Here is a 24,438-nt window from a genome sequence, read left to right as displayed (position 1 = left end):
TTGCTTGCTGCATATGTAATGAAACAGGTTGAAGGGCATAAACTTTATAATAAAATAAATTATTGTATTTTTATTTTATTAAATAGTTATATTTGATAGTTGAGAATTTGTTTTCAAGGCCGGTAAATTTAAAATAGATAGCTGGTAATTATATATAATAAGTGGATAATCCAGATTTAGATTTTAATGTTTTTTTTAATGTGTGTCCCCAATTACTGTGTATAGTGGGCTATGATGGTTATTTCAAAAAGGTCAACCCTTCTTTTCAAAAAGTTTTGGGATATACTGAGGAGGAATTAAAAGAAAAACCAATCGATTTTTTTGTGCATCCCAAGGATAGGGCTACGACTCACAAGATTCGGGAAAATTTAAAAAAAGGGAAACCGTTAAATAATTTTGAAAATAGATATGTTTCTAAGTCCGGAGAAACTTTGTGGCTTTCATGGACTTCAAAATTAGTACCAGAAAAGCAATTGATTTTTGGTGTTGCCAAGCTTGTCAATCCGAAAAAGGAACTTGAGGCCAAGAGAAATGAGCTTATAAGAGAGCTAACTATAACCAATGAAAAGCTTAAACAACTAACCATAACCATATCCCATGATTTAAGGTCTCCGGTTAATAATTTATTGGCAGTATTTAACTTTTTTGATAATGAAAAAATTCAAGATGAGGAAATCTCAGAAATGGTTGACTTACTTCATAAATCAACTTTAGGATTGAAATTACGCTTAGATGACTTTCTTTCATCCCTAAAGAAAGAGGAGCTATTGGTTGTAAAGGTTACAAAAATTTCCTTTCAGGAGGTATTGGATCAATCAATTAACGGTATAAAATCTTTGATTAAAAACTCCAATGCAAAAATAATAACTGATTTTTCCGAGGCTCCAGAAGTTCATTTTAATAGAAACTATTTGGAAAGTATTTTCCTAAACCTTATTTCCAATGCCATCAAATATACAAGACCTGACATTAGTCCGGTTATCAAAATAAAAAGTCATCAAAGTTCCGGCATTACCAAGCTGTCTGTAAAGGACAATGGAATAGGTTTCGATATGGAAAAAGTGGGAAGAAAGATTTTTGGATTTGATCAAAAATTCAATGACAGTGAAGAAAGCCAAGGGATAGGTTTATACTTGGTACACAAACAGATTACAACATTGGGAGGTGAAATAGAACTCATAAGCAAACCGGAAAAAGGATCGGAGTTTATTCTTTCTTTCAAAAATTTAGAATAAGCGTTCGCTCCACCCTTCCTTATTTGATTATAAAGCCCTTTACCAAACTTATTTTTTAAATTTTTTGGGTAAAACCGATTCATTTTCCTTTATTTCCCGTTAAGCAATTGGCTACGCATCACCTAAATGTGCTTTTACATGGATTATAGAACGTATCTTTATTATAAATGGCTGGGCAAATAGTAATAATTGGAAATGGTATTTCGGGGGTTACCTGTGCAAGGCATATTAGAAAAAATGACGATCAGGTGGAAATCATTATTGTTTCCGGTGAAACGGAACATTTTTTTTCTAGAACTGCCCTCATGTATATTTATATGGGGCATATGAAGTATGAACATACCAAACCCTATGCTGATGATTTCTGGAGTAAAAACCGAATAACACTTAAATTTGGCTGGGTAAATCAAGTAGATTTTGCAAATCGACATTTGAACTTTGATAATGGAGAAAAGCTTGCCTATGACAAATTGATTCTTGCCACGGGTTCCAAACCAAACTATTTTGGCTGGCCGGGACAAGATTTAAAAGGAGTGCAAGGCCTTTATAGTTTGCAGGATTTAGAGCTTATGGAAAAGCGTTCTCCAAAAATCTCACATGCCGTAATTGTAGGAGGAGGACTGATTGGCGTAGAAATGGCTGAAATGTTTGCTACCAGACAAATCCCTGTTACATTTTTGGTAAGAGAAAAGCATTTTTGGGCCAATGTGCTACCTCCGGAGGAGGCTAAGTTTGTGGGAAGACACATCAAAGAACATCATATTGACCTGAGATTTTCGACCGAATTATCAGAAATTATAGACAATGGAGAGGGAGAAGTGAGGGCAGTGAAAACTGCTTCCGGGGAGTTTATTCCTTGTGAGTTTGTAGGCTTAACTGCAGGAGTGCGGCCAAATATAGACTTCCTCAGGGATTCTGAGCTTACTACCAATAGGGGGATTATGGTGAATAAAAAATTTGAAACCAATATGCCCCATGTTTATGCCATCGGTGATTGTGTTGAATTTACGGAGGCTCCGGGGCCGGATAGGAAGATAATTGAACAGGTTTGGTATACCGGAAGGATGCATGGAGAAACGCTGGCTTATAACTTGACCCATGAAAAACGAGTGGATTACAAACCCGGGATTTGGTTTAACTCTGCTAAATTTTTTGATATAGAATACCAAACCTATGGTTTCCTACCTAGTACCTGGGCCCATGATAAATGGTCTTTTTATTGGGAAGATAAGGAAGGTAAAATAGCCCTTAGGTTGTTATTTGATGAAAAAGAACGCATCCTTGCTGTCAATGCATTTGGCTGGAGGATGAGGCATGCTTTCTTCGATAAAGCAATTAAGGAAGGCTGGGCTGCTGACAAGGTTCTTGAGAAACTGGGGGAGGCAAGTTTTAATCCTGAATTTTATGACAATTACCACAGAGAAGTGCTAAAATCGTACAATAAGGAAAAGGGGAAAGCGGTCAAGCTGCCTAAAAAGTCAATGTTTCAAAAATTATTTGGGTAAAATTTATGAATATTCTACAGAAGTTTGGCGTACTCCTTACCTTATTAGGTTTGCTGTTTTTCACTATTATCCCATTTTTAGGTAGCTACAAATTGGATGAGAAAACAACCATAGAGAACACCAAGGAAATCCATACCGAAGCCATGGTAGAGGTGCTTCAACCCATGTTTGGAAAGGTGTATACTTCAAATCTTTCTTTTATCAGTTCTTTTAAAGACCATTTTAATACCTATAATGAGGAGTTGAAAGCCAATCAGGAGTGGGACAAGGTCATATGGGATGATTATACCTTCATCCTTACCAAGGCAGCTTCAATGGGACCGGTCAATGATTCACCATTACTTTATTTGATGGCTTCCATAGGGCTTACTGTAATAGGAGGATTGTTTTATATCCTACCTCTTTATAGGGGAAAGCCTGCAGGAATAAAAAATGATGGCATATTTTTCTCTTCCATGATGGCAAGAGGTTGGTTAGGTATGCTTACCGGATCATACCTGATATTATTTTATATTGTACTGTACTGGTATCCGGAATACCTTACCAATCTGGTTTTGATGGTAGATCCCTTGAGTCAGGCATTGTCAGGAGGGCCAGCCAGTCAATGGTTTTTATACGGGTTTATTTATTCATTGGCCATCGTGGTGATGGGGCTTCGCATGTTTAGGAAATATAAAGGGAATAAATATCAAATGATACGAACCTCTTCTGTGATGTTTTTCCAATTGTCATTTGCCTTTTTGCTTCCTGAAATATTGGTGCTTTTAAACAAGCCTTGGCACGACTTCAAAAATATTTGGCCTCTGGATTATTCTTTTTTCTATGAATATAGAATTGAGGGAATGTTAAATTCCGGTGCATTAGGCATGTTTATGCTTATTTTTGGTATATTATTAATTGTAATAGGGGTGCCTTTATTTACCTATTTGTATGGAAAGCGCTGGTACTGTAGTTGGGTATGCGGTTGTGGAGGGCTGGCTGAAACCTTGGGGGATCCATACCGTCAACTTTCTGATAAATCGCTTAAATCTTGGCAGATTGAACGGTACCTTGTTCATGGGGTGTTGGTTTTTGCTGTAGTCATGACCGCCCTTACTATCCTCAACTATTTTATGAGCTTTGAACTCTTAGGGCAAGCCACTGATCAAATTCATTCAATTTATGGTTTTGCCATAGGTTCTATCTTTGCAGGAGTGGTTGGTACCGGGTTTTATCCTTTTATGGGGAACCGAGTATGGTGTAGGTTTGGTTGTCCTTTAGCCGCCTATTTGGGAATGGTTCAAAGATTCAAGTCCAAGTTTAGAATTACCACCAATGGTGGACAATGCATTTCCTGTGGCAATTGCTCTACATATTGTGAAATGGGCATTGATGTAAGGTGGTATGCCCAAAGGGGACAAAACATTGTCAGATCCTCCTGTGTGGGCTGCGGTGTATGTTCTGCGGTATGCCCCCGAGGTGTATTGAAGTTGGAAAATGGAAAAGAAGAAGGTAGGATCAATGATATGCCCATTATTATTGGTAATGACTCAGTTAAAGCAAAAGTATAGAAATGTTGATTAATTTGTCTTTGGTAATATATGGCTTGGCCATGTGTTTTGTATTGTTTTATAGTTTTGCACAGGCCAATTTATTGTGGCATTTTTTCAAATTTAAGGATAGTAAAATGCCTATGGCATCCCTGGATGACAAAGGTCTTCCCAAGGTGACGGTACAGTTGCCTGTTTTCAATGAAAAATATGTGGTGGAGAGGTTGATGGAAGCCATCGCATCCATGCATTACCCCAAAGAAAAACTGGAAATTCAAATTTTAGATGACAGCACTGATGAAACAGTTGACATTATTAAGAGCTGTTTGAAATCATTTCCTGAAGTAAACTTCAAATATATACATAGAGCGGATAGGCAAGGATTTAAAGCAGGGGCTTTAAAAGAAGGTTTGGAGGTTGCAGAAGGAGAATTGATTGCAATTTTTGATGCTGACTTTGTGCCTGATCCTTATTTTTTGTTGAAAACAGTGGGGCATTTTAAGGATGAAAAAGTGGGTATGGTTCAATCCAGGTGGGGACACTTGAATGAAGACTATTCACTTTTCACGCGTTTACAGGCTTTTGCTTTAGATGCGCATTTTATGGTGGAGCAGATGGGTAGGAATGCACAAAAGGCTTTTATCAACTTTAATGGAACCGGAGGCATATGGAGAAAATCTTGTATTCTGGATGCTGGAGATTGGCATGCAGATACGCTCACAGAAGACCTTGACCTGAGTTATAGGGCACAACAGAAGGGTTGGGATTTTATTTATCGACCTGATGTGGTGTCACCGGCAGAACTTCCACCTGTAATGTCAGCCATCAAGTCACAACAGTTTCGCTGGACCAAAGGTGGGGCAGAATGTGCCAGAAAACATCTTGGACATGTACTGAAGGGCTCTTTTCCCTTGAAAGTGAAAATCCATGCAACGGCTCATTTACTAAACTCAACCCTTTTTATCGCCATTTTATTGGTTAGCTTATCAAGCATCCCTGTTTGGTGGGGTTTTTATCAAGGACTTGTTCCTTTGGAATATTTTAAACTTGCAGCTTTTTTCCTTTTTGGTTTTGTGATCATAGCCTCGGTATACTTTTTTGCCAATCTAAACCTTAGCCATTTCACTTTCAAAAGCTTCCTTAGATTTTTATGGGAGTTGCCTGTCTTTCTGGCTGTTTCAATGGGACTATCTGTCCACAACGCCCAAGCAGTATGGGAAGGTTTGACCGGTAAAAAATCACCATTTGTTAGAACCCCAAAATACAATTTGTCAGGAGAAGGGCGCAACTGGGTAAGCAATACTTATAACCAATTAAAAATTCCTCCTACTGCCTATTTAGAAGCCCTTTTGGCCATAGTATTTAGTTTGATGGTAGCTGTTTCTCTGTATACAGGCACTTACGAAATGCTTGTGTTTCACAGCATGCTGGCTGTAGGATTTAGCTTGGTAAGCATTAGTTCATTTAAAAGCTACCTGATTCATTCTTGAAAAATAGCAATACTTCCAAAACTACCTACTTATCAAGTTCAAATAAAAAACACATATTCATTTTATGTTGATAGATGTTGTTATTCCGGCTTTTAACGAAGCCAATGCGATAGGCAAAGTTATTGCAGAGATTCCGGATATTGTTCGAAATATTATTGTGGTGAATAACAACTCCAATGATGATACGAGAAAAGTGAGTTTAGCCGCTGGGGCAATAGTTTTGGATGAACCCCAGAAAGGATACGGCAAAGCCTGCCTTAAAGGACTTGCCTACCTTGACGAATTGGAGCAATCTCCTGATATAGTGGTTTTTTTAGATGCGGATTACAGCGACTACCCTAGGGAAATGCTTACTATTGTGGAGCCTATCATTCAAAAGAATGCGGATATGGTCATTGGCTCCAGGGCCAAGGGAAGCAGGGAAAATGGTTCCATGACCTTACCTCAAATTTTCGGAAACTGGTTGGCAACAAAATTGATGTATAAGTTGTTTGACGCTGATTTTTCAGACTTGGGCCCCTTTAGGGCCATTCGTTGGGACAAGCTAAAAGCCCTTAAAATGCAGGATGAAGATTATGGATGGACCATAGAAATGCAAATTAAAGCTGTGAAAAAAGGATTGACTTATACAGAAGTACCGGTGAATTATAGACGAAGAATTGGTGTATCGAAGGTCAGTGGGACAATTAAGGGAGTATTTGGCGCAGGATATAAAATTCTATGGACCATTTGGAAGTACCGCTGAAATGCTAAATTGATTCTTCTTGCTGAATGTGTCCTTTTTCTTAATTGGCCTTGGGGTCGACGGAAATAAAAGTTGTAGGAATAGGCTTGTCATACGGTTGATTTGAGGTCAATTGGTTTATTTTCATTAAATTATACATAAAAGGAAGTCATATGAAAACTTGTATCGCTGTGTTCTTAATTCTTCTAAGTTTTGCTTGCAACAGACCTCAAAGAGAAAATGTAGATTTTAAGGAGTGGGGAGATTATTGGTTTCAGGGAAAAGCTGAAATCAATAGTTATAATCTTACACAATACCGGTATGGGGAAGCAAGAGAAGGAGAGGCCGTACTAATTTTTGTAACCGAGGATTTTTCAAGGAAGAAGCATTTAAAATTGGATGCTCCTAATGAGGCAGGTAGGGACAAAATTTCAGTGTTGAAAATGAACCAAACCAGAACATTTGTCACGGGGATTTACCCTTACCATATGATGTTATCTGCTTTCACACCCACTAAAGAAGCTTCTCAGGGATTGAAGTTTACGGCTTCCTCTCAAGAGTGGTGTGGGCAGTCGTTCACGCAGGTAAATTTAAAAAGTGGCGATGACTACAAAGGTGAACTGTTTAGTTATTTTGAGAAAGAGGGTGAAAAATCATTTTCTATAGAAGGATTTATGGAGGATGACTTATGGAACTTGATAAGAATTAACCCCAATCTAGTACCAAAAGGCAGTGTGATGATGTTGCCTTCCCTAATCTATCAGCGCTTCAGTCACAGGGATTTTATCGCAGAAGAAGTTTTTATTCGGACACTAGATATTAGTGAAAATAGAAGTCAGGTTGAGGTGACTTATAGTTCTGGAAATCGTGTATTGAAAATAAATTACGAAAAAGAATTTCCCTATCAAATTTTGGGTTGGCAGGAAGAACATACCAATAAAAATGGTGAAAAAGAAGTTACAAAGGCAGAGCGAAAAGGAATAAAAGTTATTGATTACTGGAACAGAAATGCAGGCGAAGATGAATTTCTACGTGATGAATTAAAACTTGATTGATAACAAATAAGAATGTTGAAAAGCTATTTCGCAATTTTTATTTATGCCTTGGTCATTATTGGAATGGGATACTTTCTGCCTCGTTCTGCTTTCGTACCACAGTTAGCTTTATTTACTGTAGGTTTTTTATCCTATCTATTTTTGGTTGATCAAGCTAAAAAACTTAATTATTCCTTTATTTGGATTGGTGCTTTGGCTCTGGGCTTGCGTTTGCTGCTGTTAGGGGCGGAGCCGGTGCTCTCCGATGATTTTTATAGGTATTTTTTCGATGGCCATCTGGTAGGAAAAGGAATTAATCCTTATGCTGCCTTACCCGAAGATTGGTTTAAAAGTGGTGTATTAGTGAGTAATGGATATTGGCAAATGCTGCTGGACAAAATGAATTCCCCACAATATTTCTCGGTATACCCTCCTTTACATCAGTTGTTTTTCTGGATGGCCACTTGGGTTGGAGAGGATATTTTCCTAAATATAATTTCTTTAAGAAGCATAGTGCTCCTTTTTGAGATGGTCAATCTGTGGTTGATAAAAGAAATTTTATCCCGGCTGCAAATCCCGGCTTACAAATTGGCTTGGTATGCTTTTAACCCATTGGTTATCATAGAGCTCACAGGAAACCTTCATTTTGAAGGAATGGTATTGACCGGATTGCTCATGGCATTGTACTTTTATTGTCATAAGGATGAAAAAAAAACGGCTTTAGGTTGGAGCATGGCAGTGGGTATCAAATTAAGTCCATTACTTACTGCACCCATATGGGTAAATGCTTGGAAAAAAAAGAATTTCATTAAGTTTTCCTTAATGACCGTCTTTCTGTTACTTTTATTTTTCACCCCTTTGCTCGCAAGTGGACAGCTAATGAATTTTTATGCTAGTTTTCGGCTTTACCAAAGTACCTTTGAATTCAATGCTTCTCTGTATTATCTGCTGAGATGGTTTTCAGGTTTTTTTATAGATTATAACCCTATTGGAACTCTTGGGCCTAGCCTGAATATTCTTGCAGCCATCAGCTTATTGATCATTGGTTTCACCAACAAGGAAATCAACACAGGTGGCTTGGCGCGTAAAATTGTATGGATGTATTTAGTATTTCTATTGCTTCAGACAACGGTGCATCCCTGGTACCTGATACCTGCTTTAGGAGTAAGCCTTTTTACTGCAAATTATATTTTTGTAGGATGGAGTGGACTGGTTTTTTTATCTTATCATGCTTACGCAGATGCGAGTTACAAAGAAAATTACCTGATCGTAGCTTTAGAGTATTTGCTATTATTGGCTTTCTTTCTCTATCAAATTAAATCTTTGAGGAAAAAGAAAATCCCCCTTTTAAATCGGTTCGAGTAGCAAAAGGTACCCGGAATCCCAACCCGTATATCCTTCACTATGGGCCATTAACGCAGGTTTATCATCATTTTTTAAGCAAACCCAAATAGAGAAATAAGCGAAAGGTTTAATATTCCAAACAACCTTTTTCTACAATTAGGAAATAGGCTATAATTTATAGTTTGCAGTTTTACATTCATTCTAATGCCAATGAAAAAGGCAATCTTGTCTAAACCTATTTAATGGGTACAACCTTAGGTTTTTTGGTACGTTTCTTTTTTATTGGTTCAGGGAAGGCAAAAAATTAAGGATTGGTCCGGTTAGCCTTTATCAATTTAATTTGGTCCGGGTTTTTAAGATTACATTTATGCAAGTAATTTCCTTTCCTAGCAAAAAACCACGAGTCCTTTAATTTTATTATAGCGAGTTAGGTTATGAATAGATGTTGAAATTTTATGGGTACTCTGGGCTAAAAAAAAGAATAGTTATGAAATATGCAGGTAAAAGTTTAATATTAGGTTTATTTGGAAGAATGATAAGTAAGAACAAAAATCCGGTTAAAAAGGAATGGTACCTATTGTTTTTATTAGTATTAGCTGCAGCATGCAAAACACCTAATAAGGCCGAAACCATCGTCAATCAATCAATTGAGGCCCATGGAGGAGACTTGTATAAATCTGCAGAAATTAGTTTTACCTTCAGGGAAAGACAATACAAGATTTTTAAGTCTCCTAATGCTTATAGTTATACTCGTGCATTTACTGATGAGGGTAAAAAAATTGTAGATATTTTAAACAAATCAGGTTTTAGTAGAGAAGTAGACGGTGAAAAGGTTTCTTTGCCTGAGAAAGACAAGCTTGCTTACACCAATTCTGTTAATTCTGTAGCTTATTTTGCATTTTTGCCCTATGGCCTCAATGATGCTGCTGTCATCAAAAAATCATTGGGTTCTGAAATAATCGAGGGTAAGGATTATCATTTAATAAAAGTTACCTTTAAAGAAGAGGGAGGGGGAGAAGATTTTGAAGACGAATTCTTGTATTGGATCAACAAAGATACTTATCTGATAGATTATTTGGCCTATTCATACCATACTGATGGGGGAGGGCTAAGGTTTAGGAAAGCTATCAATACCCACGAAGTTTCGGGTTTAGTCTTGCAAGATTATGAAAACTATAAACCTGAAGACGAGTCCATATCCGTTGAAGGTTTAGCTGAATTATTTAAGAACGGAGAACTCAAACTATTGTCTGAAATTCTGTTGGAAGATATTCAGGTTAAATTTGTCAATTGAATTATTTCAAGTTTTAAGGAATGCAATATAAAAGAGCATTGGTTATTTCAGGAGGAGGAAGCAAAGGTGCCTTTGGTGGAGGAATTGCCGAATACCTGATAAGAGAATGTAACTTCAATTATGATATATTTGTCGGCACTTCTACTGGCAGTTTGTTGGTACCCCTGCTCTCTATAGACGAGATTGAAAAAATCAGGGCCATTTATACCACTGTTACCCAAGATTCTATTTTCAGTTCCAATCCATTTATTGTTTATAAAGATAAGGGGGTTTATAAGACCCGCATCAATCACTTTGGAATAATCAAAATGTTTTTGAAGAGGAAAAAGACATTTGGTGAAAGCAAAAATCTTTTTAAGTTGATTAAAAAGATCATTACCCCTTCAGACTTTGAAAGGATGAAGGACAACTCCGCTGAAGTATATGTGACGGTGTCTAATCTGAGTACAAATACCGTGGAATACAAAAGGCTGAAAGATTGTTCCTATATAGATTTCTGTCAATGGATTTGGGCTTCTTCCAATATTGTGCCTTTTATGAGTCTTTTGGAAAAAGATGGAAGTGAGTATGCAGATGGTGGATTTGCAGACTTGGTTCCCATTTCTGAGGCCATTTACAGAGGAGCAACTGAAGTAGATGTCATTGTTTTGAAGGCCAAAGCGGGAAGGGAGTTAAAAAGACCAGTAAGAAATGCCTTGGAGCTTACCACCAGGGCTTTTGATTTTATGTTGGATCAGATCAGCAGTGATGACATAAAAATAGGTGAATTATTAAGTGGAAATCGTGAAGTTAAATTGAACTTTTATTATCCTCCTGCCCAACTGACTGAGAATTCACTAATATTTGACCCTTATCAAATGAAAAAGTGGTGGCGTCAAGGTAAAAACTTTGCCAGGGAGCAAAACCCTGTCTGCAAATGTATTTCAGTGGGACTAGAAAAGTAAACCTTAAGGTGTATGATAATGGTGAACAAAATTTTATTAATCCTAAAAATAGGGCTTTTTATTACTTATTGGAACAATGCCGATAAACCTAAGTTATTTGTAGTGGGTGACAGCATTTCCATGCAATATGGTCCCTATTTGGAGCAATACCTGAACGGGAAGTACTTCTATGACAGAAAAAGAGAGGAACCCTCCAGTCCTCAAAGTAAAGAAAAACCTAAATATGCCAATGGGGGTGATTCTGATAGGGTGCTGGCTTATTTGCAAAATCAACTTAAAGCACCCGATTTTCGGCCGGATGTACTGTTGATCAATTGCGGCCTTCATGACATTAAAACGGATGTACAAACCGGAAAAAAACAGGTAGACCTAGAAACTTATAAGCAAAATCTTGAGCAGATTTATGACTTAATAACTAAAAAAGGTATCTCAATGGTTTGGGTGAGAACCACTCCGGTGGATGATGCTCAACATAATTCTAAACAGCAAACATTTCATAGATATGCTGCCGATGTGGCAAAGTACAATGAGGTAGCAGATACTATATTTAAATCTCGGAAGGTTCCGATCATAGACCTTCATCAATTTACTTTAAACCTTGGAGAAGGCCTTTTTACTGATCATGTTCATTTTGGGGAGGAGACCCGAGCCAAACAAGCAGCTTATATTGCCGGGTTTTTGAGTAGCCTATCTACTGGTACCAAATAGGATTGATTTGTTTTTGCTTGATCAATAATTAATCCGTTTTTGTGGTGGGATTAAAGGTCAATATGCTTTTACGATGGACTGAAATTGAAAATTTAATAAATTATTTTATATATAATCATTAATAATAATTATGGAAAATTATAAGTTGCCTCATGCAGATTTTGAAATTTCAAGATTAATTTTTGGCTGTTGGGCTGTAGTAGGCGGTTTTAATTGGGGGCATCAGGACAAGAAAGACTCTTTGGATGCGATGCGTGAAGCATTTGATAAGGGGATCTCTACTTTTGATACCGCAGAAGCATATGGCAATGGTGCCTCTGAAAACCTTTTGGCAGAAGCCTTGGGCGACAAAAGGCAAGATATCATTATCGCGTCTAAGGTAGGTCCACAGGACTTTCTTCCCGAAAACGTAATCAAAGCCTGTGAAAAAGGGCTAAAGAACCTTAAGACGGATTATATAGACCTTTACCAGCTACATTGGCCAAATCCTGAAATACCTTTGGTAGACACCCTTGGTGCACTCCAAAAACTAAAAGATGATGGGAAAATTAGGGCTTATGGGGTGTCTAATTTCGGAAACAAAAGTTTGGATACTTGCAAAGACTCAGGCTTTACAATCAGTAGCAATCAAATGGCCTATAATTTAATCTTCAGGGCCATAGAATTCAGCATTCTGCCTCAATGCGTAACTGATAATGTGCCAATCTTGTGTTACTCACCCATTATGCAAGGATTACTTACAGGTAAATTTGCTTCTGCTGCTGAAGTACCTGATGATAGGGCAAGAACTAGACACTTTACCAAGGAAAGACCACAAGCCAGGCATCAGGATGAAGGATGTGAAGCATTGACCTTTCAAACTTTGAATAAAATTAAGGGTTTTGCTGATGAAAACAATATTTCAATGGGTAACCTAAGCCTTGCTTGGCTTTTGGCACAAGAGGGTGTGGCTGCTCCCATTGTGGGGGGTAGAAATGCCGATCAGGTAAAGAAAAACTTAAAAACCATGGAAGTTAAGCTTACTCCGGATATGGTTAATCATTTGAATGAAATCACCCTTCCTCTTAAAGAGGAGTTGGGCAACAATGCTGACCTATGGGAATCTGTAAGTAGGGTGGTATAATTGCTTATAAGGAATACCTAATTAGGACTGGCCAATATTGATTCCTGCTGAATTAATATTGGCCAGTTTTTTATTTTTTAGTGGATAAATTTTTAGAAAAGTAGCCTATAAAAGTGAAAAGTATTGGTTCATGCCGGGAGGAATACTGGCCTAGGCATAACACAGTATTTTTTAGGGAATCACGATCTTTTGGCATGTATATTTTCACTTCATAAAATTTCATTTGGATTTAATGAGTGATTATGATAATTTATAAAATGAAATTGAGTAATCAGTAATTTCCATCAGAATAGATGGCCTTGCCTCTTGATAGAATTACTATTAGAAAAAGAAATCACAATTCAGTTCAGCCATTTAATTAACTTTTGAGTTTATGTTGAGAAAATTTATTGTGTTTTTTATGCTTGTAAGTTTAGCTTTCCAAAGCCATGCTCAGCTGACTAAAAATGCTTTAAAAAAGCCTAATATTCTGTTTATTATGGTGGATGATCTGCGACCGGAATTGGCTTGCTATGGGAAATCCTTTATCAAATCTCCCAATATTGACAGGTTGGCAAGGATGGGACAGTTATTTAATCGTGCTTATGTCAACTATCCAGTATGTGGGCCAAGCAGAGCCATACTTTTATCCGGCTTATATGGGAGCCCCAATCGGTTTAATGGATGGAATTGTTCCCAAGATACGGATGTTCCGGGAATTGTAAGCTTGCCCATGCATTTTAAAAATAACCATTATACCACAGTCTCTCTAGGAAAGGTTTATAACAATTTTAATGACGGTATAGGCAGTTGGGATGAAATATGGAGACCGGTTATCACCACCACTGATTGGGATTATCAAGCAGAAGAAAGCATTGACATTTTTAAAAAACGCAATGAAGAGAGGCAGTTCAATTCAAATCCAAGAAATAATCACAATTTACCCAAAAGAGGTCCTGCATTTGAAAGTCCAGAGATTGCAGATGAGGTCTATCAAGATGGGAAAATAGCTACCAAAGCAGTGGAGAAATTACAGCAATTTAGAGCCAGTAGGGAATCCTTCTTTTTAGCAGTTGGGTTTAAAAAACCTCATTTACCATTTAATGCTCCTCAAAGGTATTGGAAACTCTATGATGAAGCCGAGATTCAATTGCCTGATAATTTTTACCCCCCTCAAAATGCACCTAAAGAAGCCCTTCATGAATTCAGTGAACTTCGGGCTTATTCCAATATTCCTGAAAAAGGACCATTATCAAAAAGCCTTTCAAAAAAGCTAATTCATGGTTACTATGCTAGTGTTAGCTATGTGGATGCTCAAATCGGTAGGGTGTTGGATGCGCTGGAAAACCTTGAATTGGAAGAGGAGACCATTGTGGTGTTGTGGGGAGACCATGGCTGGCAATTGGGGGAACATGGGCTCTGGTGCAAGCATTCCAATTTTAGCACCTCTTTGAAGATACCTTTAATATTTAAAGTACCGGGTAAACCCACGGATGTAAAACATGGGGCCTTGGTGGAAACCGTGGATATTTTCCCAACATTGTGTGAGCTGGCAGGTATTAATCCACCTTTTCACCTGCAAGGAAAAAGCTTTGCAAGCATTCTTGAAAGTCAAAGCTCTGAGGGTAAAAAAGCCTTGTTTGGCAGGTCCAATTTAGGAGGAGAAACAATAATTACCCAGACCCATTCTTATACTGAATTCTATGATAAATCCGGGCAGGTAAAAGCCAATATGCTATTTGATTTAACAATAGACCCAAATGAAAATCAAAATATTGCGGCGGATCCAAAAAATCAAAAGATCATATCAGAAATGAGTGAGATTTTAAAGCAACATATGGCCGCGAGAGGCAATATTGCCCTACCTTAAACACATAAGAATGAACCTTTTAAATTTTCATGTTCAGTTTAAGAGAATAGCTGTTTTCTTAAGCTTGGTGTTATTAGGCTGTAAATCCGAGAACAATGAAACATCAATCCTAAATAAACCTGCTCCCAATATGGTGTTTGTATTGGTAGATGATTTGCGTTGGGACGAATTTGGCCTTGGAGGACACAATTATATCCAAACGCCGAACATTGACAAGTTGGCCACAAATGCTGTTTTATTTAAGAATGCCTTCGCCACCACACCTTTATGCTCGCCTAGTAGGGCCAGTTTTTTAACAGGGAAATATGCCTTTTCCCACGGAATCATTGACAATACGGATAGAAGCACTTTAAGTCATCAATTGAAAACATTTCCGGCCAAATTACAGAAAGAGGGTTATGAAACCGCCTTTATTGGAAAGTGGCACATGGGCAATGACAATACTCCCAGACCCGGATTTGATCAATGGGTGGCACTAAAAGGACAAGGAAAAGCAATCAACCCGGATTTTAATGTGAACGGATCAGAAACACATCGAGAAGGATATGTTACCGATATTTTAACAGCCTATGCACTTGAATTTATAAATGAAAAACGGCGTAAACCATTTTTATTATACCTTTCTCATAAGGGCCTACATCCCAACCTTCATCAAGATGCCTCAGGCAAGGTTACCAATATTGGTGACGGGGGTTTTGTCCCTGCCAAGAGACATAAGGACAAGTATAAGGGGGCCATTTTTAAGCGCCGACCAAATGCCTTTGTTACCCCAAAAGATAAACCTGCATTGATGCGAGAAATTGAAGGGTTGCCGGAATTAGGCAAAGCCACAGCGACCAAGGAGGAAGTGATAAGGAGCCGAGCAGAAATGTTGATGGCCATTGATGAAGGGTTGGGTGAAATTCTGGATATCCTCCAAAGCAAAAAGCTTGAAGATAATACCATTGTGGTATTCACCGGAGATCATGGGTATTTTTATGGAGAGCATGGTTTAAATGAAGAAAGGAGATTGGCTTATGAAGAGTCCTTGCGAATTCCTTTGCTTTTCCGATACCTCCCCCTTACCGGAAAAGGATTTTCTGTAGATCAGATGGCTTTGAATATCGATTTGGCTCCCACATTGCTTGATTTTGCAGGGGTAGGAAAGGTTAGTTTAATGGATGGAAGGTCTTTGAAACCTTTAATTTATGGAGAAGAGCCGGATAACTGGAGGACATCATTTTATATGGAGTACTATTCGGATATGGTTTGGTATGGGGTATAAAGGCATTCGGTCCACTCAGTTTAAATACATCCAATATACCGATCTTCAAAATATGGATGAATTGTATGATTTAAAAAAAGACCCCTATGAGCTGAATAATATCATCGATCAACCGTCCTACCAAGAGATTTTAGAAGAAATGAAAATTAACCTAAAAAAATATTAAAATGTTAAAATTGAAGCCATTAATCCATGTCCTTTTGGCCATAATTATAATAAATCCGCTTTCCGGCCTTGGCCAATCGGAAATTCTAAAAATTGGTGCAGCTTCGACAGTAATTACCCCGGAATTAAACAGCTGGGTTCAGGGAGCCGGAGTGCCCAAAAAAGCCACTAAGGTTAGAGATGACTTAGAAGCCAATGGGCTTTACATTTCCAAAGGAAGGTTTCAAATGCTATTGGTCAGTTGTGATTTGGTTGGTATGGAAGCGGGGTTGAATGTAAGGTTGCGGGAAGCCATGGGTGTAGCTACAGGGATTATGCCTAGAGATATATTAATTTCATCGACCCATACCCATGGAGGTCCCTCTCTGGTGAAAACCAACTATTTGATGCCTCTTGATACAGCTTATATGGAAAGCTTGGTACCAAGGATGGTTTCATTGGCAAAAGAAGCTGTTAAAAACGCAGTACCTGGAAAAATCGGTTGGGCTGAAGGTGAGGCGCAGATAGGCTACAACCGTCGCTTAACCTGGGCAGATGGTACCCATTCGATGCACGGGGATGCAAGCAGAACTGATTTTGCAGGTTTGGAAGGGCCTGATGACCCCCAGCATTTGGCCATGTTTGCTGCAGACCTTAAGGGAAACCTATTGTCAATCCTTTACCATAATACCACCCATCCCACCATTTTTTATGCCGATGGGGTATTTTCTTCGGATTTCCCCGGGGAAGTGAGGAAGACCTTCAGAGAAAAATTCAGGGATGACCTTCCCGTGCTGTTTCTCAATGGTGCGCAAGGAGATATCAGCATGGAAAATATGCTGGATAAAAAGTCTGAATCTGATGAAGAGAAAATGGCTAGAATTACTGATCAGGTGGTAAAAGAGACCATGCGACTATATGAAAGCATAACTTATGAAACAAGCCCTAAATTGGCCCACGAGTACCATGATTTAAAAGTAAAAGTTAGGTTGCCCGATACCGGTACACTTGTCAAATCCCAGGCAATTCTAAAGCGCATAGATGAAGGTGAGCCTATTCGAGGAATGGAAATGATCATGGCTTTTGGATCGGTACACCTTCAAGAAACTTTTGGTGAAAATCCCTTTGATATTTTGCCTGTTCATGCCCTAAGAATTGGGGGGCTTGCCATGGTAACCCAACCATGTGAGTTGTTTAGTCAGTTTGGTCTTGATATTAAAAGAAGGAGCCCGGGAGAAAGCACCATAGTGGTGGGGATGACAGACGGATACAATGGTTACTGCCCAACCATCTATGGATTACTTGGTGGGGGATATTCCGGCTCTCCCATAAGCTGGACACGCCTAGAACCCGAAGCCGGATACAAAATTGTCGATACAGCAGCAATTTTACTTAATAAAGTATGGGCAAAGTAAGGAGGGGAATAGAGGGTATTTGTAATTTTACTTTGATAGTAATTGTTATATTTTTTTTTAAAATCGATACATGAAAAACACAAAAATTGTCCTATTGATCTTTATCTCCTTATTGTTTGCCCGATGTTCCGTGCAAAGACAAGCCCAGTCAAAGAATAAACAATCTAAAGAGGAAAACGCCAAGTTACATCCAGACCTACAAAGGCATGATGGTGTTTTAGTCAATAAAAAGCAGGATGGCTACAATGGAATATGGTACATGAACCAGCCATTAGACAATGAATATAAATTTAAATATAGTGGAGGATTGGCCACCTATACTGCCAAGCACAATCCAATAGCAATTTACCGGAAAGAGGTAAATAAAACCTTCTTTTGCTATGGAGGAACAGATGCTGAGAATTCTACTTTGTATCACATGGTTTCCTACTATGATCATGAAACCGGAGAAGTGCCCAAGCCAACATTAGTATTGGATAAAAACACCATAGATGCACATGACAATCCCATCATTTCTATAGATAAGGATGGTTATATTTATTTATTCTCTACCTCCCATGGTACTTCTAGGCCTTCTTATGTTCACAGAAGCCGCAAACCCTATGATATAAAATCATTTGAAGTGGTGGAGGCTAATAAATTAGAAAATGGAGAAAAAGTGCCTCTGGATAACTTCTCCTATATGCAGACTTGGAATGTTCCGGATAAAGGCTTTGTAAGCTTTTTTACACGGTACAAATATCCGGCAGACCGAACGATTTGCTTTATGACTAGCCGGGATGGAAAAAACTGGTCAGAATGGAAACGCATCGCAGCCATCAAAAAAGGGCATTACCAAATCAGTGCTGTTGGAAATGAGTTGGTTGGCTCTGCCTTTAATTTTCATCCGGATACTAAAGAAAAGAACGGCTTAAACTGGCGAACCAACCTTTATTATGTGGAATCACCTGATTTTGGAGAAACGTGGAGAGCAGCCGATGGTACTGCTTTGTCTTTACCTTTGACTTCCATAGAAAATGCAGGGTTGGTTTACAATTATTACGATGAAAACCTTAATGTCTATATGAAGGACATAACCTATGACAATGAAAACAGGCCTGTAATTCTTTTTATAACTTCCAAAGGCTTTGAAGCAGGGCCACAAAATGGCCCTAGAACTTGGAGGACAGCCCGATGGAATGGCACGGAGTGGGAAATCAACGACGTTACTAATTCGGATAATAACTACGATATGGGGTCCCTTTATATTGATGAAAAAGGTACTTGGCGTATAATTGCTCCTACTGAAGTAGGGCCACAGCCCTATAACCCGGGAGGAGAAATTGCCCTTTGGCAAAGCACTGATCAAGGAAAATCTTGGGAGATGGTTAAGCAAATGACTGCTGATAGTCCCTATAATCACACCTACGCAAGAAGACCGGTCAATGCACATCCTGATTTTTATGCCATTTGGGCAGATGGCCATGGTAGAAAATCTTCTGAATCTCGTTTATTTATTAGCGATAAAGAAGGCAATGTATCCATGTTGCCGCAAAAAATGAAAAGTAAAAAAGTGAAATTGAAAAAATAATTGATCCCTTAATAATTGATCCCTTAATAAGGGCTTCCTTAGCTGGTATGTTGTCGCCAATTAGGCAGAGAAGTTTTAATGCTTGTTAATTGACGTTTCAATATTTTAATGTTTAACCAAACATATGAAATAGGTATTGTATTATCAGATGAAATCACTTCAAAATCGGGTGCTTTGTAGCTTTATTGACCCAGATCAGCGTTTTTTGGCTTTGCTGCAGTATCCAATCGATTGATTTGTATTTAGGTAAAGTCCAGGTATTACTATTTCCTATTTCGGTTAAAATAATATCGCCAATCATTTTGCTGTCTATGACACAGGAAAATGATTGGCGATTCCTTTCTAATTTTTATTATGGGTTGCTATTTCAATCCCTGCAAATATGCGGTAAGGTTTGAAATATCGGTTTTATTCAATGCTAAGTCAGAAGGTTTTGGCATAATGCTGGTCGCGAATCTTTTTCTTGAGGCGATGTCTTCTGCTTGTATATTGTATACTTCATTTTGAAGTCCCTCCAAAACAACAATGGGCCCATCAGCCTGTAGAAATCCATAAGCAACAGTTCCATCTTTTAAGCTGATCAGCCACATTTCATAGCCAAAGGCCACCCCGGCACTTGGATTGCTGATGGCATCAAACAAACCATTCTGGTCAAGCTTGGCTCCAATCATGCTTAAATTTGGGCCAATGTTACGGCCTTCATCACCTACTTGATGACAGGTGGCACATTTGCCTAGAAAAACTTGCTTTCCTTTAGCTACATCGCCTTCTATCGCACTTACATCCTCCAATGTGATGTCCTGTGCTGTTGTAGGTTTACTGAAATAATCACCTGCCAATACACGAATGGCTTGTTCAGGATTTTGGAAAATCACCTTACTAATTTCGGTTTTTAATTGCTCCGAAAGTGCTTCTTTTTCTGCCAAACCAATCAACATCATGCCACCGGTTTTGTCTTTCGCCATGGCCTGGGCTGCTTTTATTTTTTCTGCTTCCAAGCTGCTGTTTTGAGTTAGAATGGATTTATTCGCCAACATTTCCTTTTGAATTTCCGGGCTTAGGTTGGCTTTTAATTCAGGAATTTCCATCTCAAAACCATTCCATTCATTGTTTCTTCTATACCTTAACCACCACAAAGCCTGGTCTTTCACATCCGCAATATCCGAAGCAGCAATTTCTTGCATGGCATTTACTGCTTTTTGGTCATTGATAAAGCCGAGCGCTGTTACGGCTTTTTTTCGTTGCGCCTCTGTTAATTGTGTAGACATGGCCCTTTTTTTCAAGCTGTTGACTGCCTGCTTGGGATGCAAACGCCAGGTGAGGTCTTCAAAACCCGGGTTCCAATCAAGGGCTTCAGCACCTAACTCTTCCAAAAGAGTTGGGTAGACCTCTTCTTCTTTGCCATCCATGGCTAAACCTAATGCCTCTACATAATACCTGTCATCACCCTCATGGTGAGAGGCCAGCTCAATTAAAACATCTTCTACCTGATTCATCGGCATATCCCTCATGGCCACTGCTACTTCCCTACGTACTGCAGCAGATGGGTCTTTACTTAACTTATTGGCAAAGGGCAAAATATCAGGTGTAACCTGTCTCAAAGCCCTGAATGCCGTTAACCTTAAATCAGGATTACCGGCCTCCAACTGCTCCTCAACAATTTGAACCCCCTCATTGCCCATTTTGGAAAGAAGCCAAATGGCCCTTGCTTGGTGGTAAGGGTTATTATCCTTCAACACTTCTTTTACTGCATCTACTGCCTGAGCACCTTGGGATGCAAGCAAGCCAAAGCCGGCATTTCGAATATTGACGGCAGGATTCTTTAAAGCAGCTATTTGTCCTTGGGTAGTAGATAAGTCAATCTCAGGACGGCTTAATTTTTTACCTTTAGGGGTAATTCGATATATTCTACCAAAGCCCGTACTGTCTATCATTCGATGTCCACCTACCATGCCATCGTACCAATCGGCCACGTAGATGGCACCATCAGTTCCGACTACTACATCACTTGGCCGAAACCATTTGGTTTTGTCTGCATCTGTCGCTCGGCTTTTTGCATCTTCCACTTCTTCTTCAGGCAAGGAAGTAATCAAGTTATGCCTTTTTAGTTCAAAACCTGCACCTTTAACTTCAGGTTTGTAAGCAAGAATTACGTTTCTTCCAGCTTCACTTGCGAGTAGGGTGCCTTGGTATTTCTCTCCCATCAAATCACTTTCATAGAAAGTGATGCCAGTAGGGGACCCTGAACCGGTATTGTCCCCAAATGGGATTACGCCGGGGTCATCTTGATGCCAATGTGCCATAGGGATGGATTGGCCCGGCCGTCTATCTGCCTGCCATTTTCTGGAGCCATCTGTATTGAAATAGCCCATATTGCCACCCTCCATTAACCAAGAAACACGTACCCCTTTGTTGCCATCGTCATCATTGTCATTTTGCCACATATTGCCATAGCTATCTAGGGCCAATTCATAAGAATTTCTGAAATTATGACCCAATACCTTTAAGCCTGTACCATCAGGGTTGATGCTCATGGCAATACCCCCAACCCAAACTTTACCATCGTCACTTACCATTCCCGGCTCATTGTCAATTATATGCGGGGAACCCCCGTTGTATAAACTTCCTGATCGGAGGGTCCATCCGCTTTTGTCTGTTACTATATGTGGTCCGGCATTTCCTGCATTAAAATAATACTTTCCATCGGGCCCGGCCATCATGGCATGTAAGCCATGATCATGATCATATCCGCCAAATCCGGTTAAGAATATTTCTTTGTTGTCCGGTTTGTCATCACCGTCTTCATCTGTATAGATGATCACGGAAGGCCCGCTAGAAACAATTACTTTGTTGCCTATTACGGAAATACCCAAGGGAGCAGTTAAATCTTTGTCTTGGACAAAAACCTTTGAGCTTTCAGCTTTTCCATCACCGTCTTTATCCTCAAGAATCATGACCCTGTCTCCTTCTTCCTGATGCTTAAATTTGTTGGGGTCATTACGAAATAAACGATAATTAAGGGCTTCAGTAACCCAGATTCTTCCTTTGGCGTCTACATCCATATTCGTTGGATTGAAAAAAAGAGGGGATTCAGCCCATAAGCTTGCCTCCAAATCATCCGGTAAATAGAGTTGTGTGTCCTCGGAATAAAATTTTTCATTTAAAGAGAAAGGTTCTTCCCGAACCTCCTCTTTACAGCTAGTGCTCAAGAAGGAAAGGCAGATAATAATTCCACCCAAAGAATTTTTGCTAAAAATTTTGGGTGTTAGATTATTTAAGGTTTTATGCATGTTAATTGATATTAAAGGTTTTTGGCTTGCGCTTGATCAAGTAATCTATTGACTAATTATCAAATCGCAGAAGAGGTTAAAAGTATAAAAAAATCATGTCAATGGAAAGCAATGTTAGATGGAGGGAAAAAATTTCAATGTTTTATTTCAATCTTATAATGGTAAGCAAAACAGTATAGTTCTTTTCATGGATAAACTTACTTGGATTTTTTGGTTCTATGAGTTTGAAAAAAACGAATTATGCATGCTTCTTTTCACGGTAGAACATGTTCATTGATTTCAATGCCCGGCTCAGCAAGAGTTTATTTATTGTTTTTTTTTTCTTTTTAGTAAAAGATGCATGTAAAAATTCGCTTTTTGTTTCAATTAATTATTAATTATGGTTATTATGCTGTTCACCCAAATTTTATCTCAAATCAACATGACAAAACGAAGAGCGTTTATTAAAAAATCAGCATTAGGCTCTGCGGGGCTAAGCATTGGGGCAATGGCCTTTAGTGCTAAAAGTTATGCATCCATCATAGGTTCGAATGACCGGATTCGTCTTGCCCAAATCGGTATTAGAAACCAGGGTACTGTCCATATTGACAATTACTGCAATATTAAAGACAGCCATAATGTAACCCTAAATGTGCTTTGTGATACCGATGAAAACTTATTTGATGCAAAGGCAAAGATTGTGAGAGATAGAACAGGGGTGAAGCCTGAATTGGAATGGGACTTAAGAAAAGTGTTAGATAATGGGGAGATAGATGCTGTTTCTATTGCCACGCCCAATCATTGGCATGCCTTGGCTTCCATCTGGGCGATGCAGGCTGGTAAGCATGTATATGTAGAGAAACCGGCCTCACATAATATATGGGAGGGAAGGAAGATGATTCAAGCCGCTCAGAAAACCGGATTAACGGTGCAGGTGGGACTAACCAATCGATCTTACAAAAATGTTAGGGAAGCCATACAATTTTTGCATGAGGGTGGAATCGGTAAAGTCTATATGGCCAGAGCCCTGACTTTTAAGCTGAGAAACTCCTATGGAACGGCTGAAAATGGTGTTCCTCCTGCAGGTTTTCATTATGACCAGTGGCTTGGACCTGCGCTTTACCGCCCTTATAATGAGAAAAAAAGTCATTACAATTGGCACTGGTACTGGGATACAGGAAATGGAGACTCCGGAAATACAGGAACCCATCAATTGGATATTGCCCGATGGGGACTGCAAAAAAATGAACATCCTGAAACCATATATTCCATGGGTGGCATTTATGGCTTTAACTTGGATGATTGTCCGCCTGAAAATTGTACACCGGGAACCAGGGTTTATGGAGATGTAAACACCTATGGACATGATAAGTCCGGACAGGAAACGCCAAATATTCAATCCGGGTTATTCAAATATACTGATGGAACTTTGTTGGAATATGAAGCCCGAGGTCGATATACCAACCATGAAGGCAGTGGAGGTCAAGAAGTAGGTAACCTTTTTTATGGAGAAGATGGCTGGTTGGAAATCAGTGGCAATTCATGGAGAGCTTTCCATCATCGAGAGACAAAACCCTTTGCCGGCTCCAAAGATAATGTAGAACAAACCGCCACACTCTTCTCCAATTTTATTGAGACCATTCGTTCAGGAGATCATAAAATGTTACAGTGTGACATGAGAGAAGGCTTCTACTCAACAGCCTTGCCATTATTGGCCAATATTTCTTACCGAGTGAAACGCGAGTTAAAATTTATGGGAGATTATGAGCGCTTTGCCAATGACTCGGAAGCAGATACCATGCTTTCAAGGATATACAGAGAACCCTTTGTGGTGCCTGATAAAATATAAATTGAAGGCTTATGGCTTAATTTAAGTCATAAGCCTTAATCCATTATGTTGGTTTATTGACAATGGTAAATGGTTTGCAAGCCTAAATTTCATAAGTGAATTCGAAATTCTTGTTTTATTTTTTTATCGCTGAATTTCGTTACATTGC

The 24,438-nt window shown here is 38.9% G+C and carries 18 protein-coding genes; 17 read left to right on the top strand and 1 reads right to left on the bottom strand.

Annotated elements, in window-relative coordinates; translation table 11 throughout:
* Positions 1-161 precede the first annotated feature (161 nt).
* The 16 genes from ACYVHJ_RS12685 (at position 162) to ACYVHJ_RS12610 (ending at position 19,172) form a co-directional block, all read left to right on the top strand.
* Positions 162-1,235 (top strand): PAS domain-containing sensor histidine kinase, encoded by a 1,074-nt coding sequence (locus ACYVHJ_RS12685; RefSeq protein WP_339903658.1) that lies wholly within the window; start codon positions 162-164, stop codon positions 1,233-1,235.
* A gap of 167 nt (positions 1,236-1,402) precedes the next feature.
* Positions 1,403-2,740 carry an NAD(P)/FAD-dependent oxidoreductase gene (locus ACYVHJ_RS12680; protein WP_460515316.1) on the top strand — a complete coding sequence of 446 codons (1,338 nt, stop codon included), beginning with the start codon at positions 1,403-1,405 and terminating at the stop codon, positions 2,738-2,740.
* Positions 2,741-2,745: 5 nt separating this feature from the next.
* Positions 2,746-4,290 carry a 4Fe-4S binding protein gene (locus tag ACYVHJ_RS12675; protein ID WP_460515314.1) on the top strand — a complete coding sequence of 515 codons (1,545 nt, stop codon included), beginning with the start codon at positions 2,746-2,748 and terminating at the stop codon, positions 4,288-4,290.
* Positions 4,291-4,292: 2 nt separating this feature from the next.
* Positions 4,293-5,759, top strand: a complete 1,467-nt coding sequence (locus ACYVHJ_RS12670; RefSeq protein WP_460515311.1) for a cellulose synthase family protein — start codon at positions 4,293-4,295, stop codon at positions 5,757-5,759.
* Between the two features lie 64 nt (positions 5,760-5,823).
* Entirely contained in the window at positions 5,824-6,504 is a 681-nt protein-coding gene (locus ACYVHJ_RS12665) for a glycosyltransferase family 2 protein (protein ID WP_460515309.1), read from the top strand.
* 152 nt (positions 6,505-6,656) lie between these two features.
* A complete protein-coding gene (locus tag ACYVHJ_RS12660; RefSeq protein ID WP_460515307.1) occupies positions 6,657-7,538 on the top strand; it encodes a hypothetical protein in 882 nt (293 codons plus the stop codon).
* A gap of 12 nt (positions 7,539-7,550) precedes the next feature.
* Positions 7,551-8,882, top strand: a complete 1,332-nt coding sequence (locus tag ACYVHJ_RS12655; protein WP_460515305.1) for a carotene biosynthesis protein — start codon at positions 7,551-7,553, stop codon at positions 8,880-8,882.
* A 466-nt stretch (positions 8,883-9,348) separates the two neighbouring features.
* The gene (locus tag ACYVHJ_RS12650; RefSeq protein ID WP_460515303.1) at positions 9,349-10,155 is read left to right on the top strand and encodes a DUF6503 family protein; all 807 of its coding nucleotides are present in this window, start codon (positions 9,349-9,351) and stop codon (positions 10,153-10,155) included.
* 20 nt (positions 10,156-10,175) lie between these two features.
* The gene (locus ACYVHJ_RS12645; protein ID WP_460515301.1) at positions 10,176-11,099 is read left to right on the top strand and encodes a patatin-like phospholipase family protein; all 924 of its coding nucleotides are present in this window, start codon (positions 10,176-10,178) and stop codon (positions 11,097-11,099) included.
* 18 nt (positions 11,100-11,117) lie between these two features.
* Positions 11,118-11,807, top strand: a complete 690-nt coding sequence (locus ACYVHJ_RS12640; RefSeq protein WP_460515299.1) for an SGNH/GDSL hydrolase family protein — start codon at positions 11,118-11,120, stop codon at positions 11,805-11,807.
* A 130-nt stretch (positions 11,808-11,937) separates the two neighbouring features.
* Complete coding sequence (locus ACYVHJ_RS12635) at positions 11,938-12,930, top strand: aldo/keto reductase (protein WP_460515297.1); 993 nt, start codon at positions 11,938-11,940, stop codon at positions 12,928-12,930.
* Positions 12,931-13,303: 373 nt separating this feature from the next.
* On the top strand, positions 13,304-14,779 hold the full coding sequence (locus ACYVHJ_RS12630; protein WP_460515295.1) for a sulfatase: 1,476 nt from the start codon (positions 13,304-13,306) through the stop codon (positions 14,777-14,779).
* Positions 14,780-14,789: 10 nt separating this feature from the next.
* Positions 14,790-16,043 carry an alkaline phosphatase family protein gene (locus tag ACYVHJ_RS12625; RefSeq protein ID WP_460515293.1) on the top strand — a complete coding sequence of 418 codons (1,254 nt, stop codon included), beginning with the start codon at positions 14,790-14,792 and terminating at the stop codon, positions 16,041-16,043.
* Positions 16,033-16,209 (top strand): sulfatase/phosphatase domain-containing protein, encoded by a 177-nt coding sequence (locus ACYVHJ_RS12620; RefSeq protein ID WP_460515290.1) that lies wholly within the window; start codon positions 16,033-16,035, stop codon positions 16,207-16,209. Before ACYVHJ_RS12625 ends, ACYVHJ_RS12620 begins: the two co-directional genes overlap by 11 nt.
* A 1-nt stretch (position 16,210) precedes the next feature.
* Positions 16,211-17,602, top strand: coding sequence for a hypothetical protein (locus ACYVHJ_RS12615; protein WP_460515288.1), 1,392 nt, complete (start codon positions 16,211-16,213; stop codon positions 17,600-17,602).
* Between the two features lie 70 nt (positions 17,603-17,672).
* A complete protein-coding gene (locus ACYVHJ_RS12610) occupies positions 17,673-19,172 on the top strand; it encodes a BNR-4 repeat-containing protein (RefSeq protein ID WP_460515286.1) in 1,500 nt (499 codons plus the stop codon).
* Between the two features lie 362 nt (positions 19,173-19,534).
* Here ACYVHJ_RS12610 and ACYVHJ_RS12605 read toward each other — a convergent pair whose 3' ends face one another.
* The gene (locus ACYVHJ_RS12605) at positions 19,535-22,462 is read right to left on the bottom strand and encodes a PVC-type heme-binding CxxCH protein (RefSeq protein ID WP_460515284.1); all 2,928 of its coding nucleotides are present in this window, start codon (positions 22,460-22,462) and stop codon (positions 19,535-19,537) included.
* A gap of 421 nt (positions 22,463-22,883) precedes the next feature.
* Here ACYVHJ_RS12605 and ACYVHJ_RS12600 point away from each other — a divergent pair, with 421 nt between their 5' ends.
* The gene (locus ACYVHJ_RS12600; RefSeq protein ID WP_460515282.1) at positions 22,884-24,290 is read left to right on the top strand and encodes a Gfo/Idh/MocA family protein; all 1,407 of its coding nucleotides are present in this window, start codon (positions 22,884-22,886) and stop codon (positions 24,288-24,290) included.
* Positions 24,291-24,438: the final 148 nt, after the last annotated feature.

It is taken from the genome of Cyclobacterium sediminis (assembly GCF_054781075.1).
The sequence above is the reverse complement of the archived record's forward strand: the minus strand, read 5'-3'. Positions and strand labels throughout refer to the sequence as shown.